This is a genomic window from Roseibium sp. RKSG952, from assembly GCF_009711355.1.
Genome location: NZ_SMMF01000031.1, coordinates 1 through 212 on the forward strand (window position 1 = coordinate 1; position 212 = coordinate 212).

1 protein-coding gene is annotated in these 212 nt (G+C 63.7%); it reads right to left on the reverse strand.

Annotated features, from left to right (window positions below):
* Positions 1-212: transposase (locus E1297_RS00075; protein ID WP_196223047.1), on the reverse strand; the 212-nt coding region annotated here is incomplete at both ends.

Below are 212 nucleotides of genomic sequence, written 5' to 3' on the forward strand. Positions count from 1 at the left end.
TGCAGATGGAGCTGCATCATGGCCGTGTTACAGTGGGGGACGACAAGACCCGCGCCGACACCGCGTTGCGGACAAATGGCGCCAAAGATCCAGGCCGACTTGGTCCGCTGATCCTTCAGAGCAACCGGCCGGGTGCCCTTGCGCGCCCAACGCCGCGTGGTCTTGGTCTTCTGGCCGACCCGGGCCTCGTCCTGCCACCAAATTTCTATTGG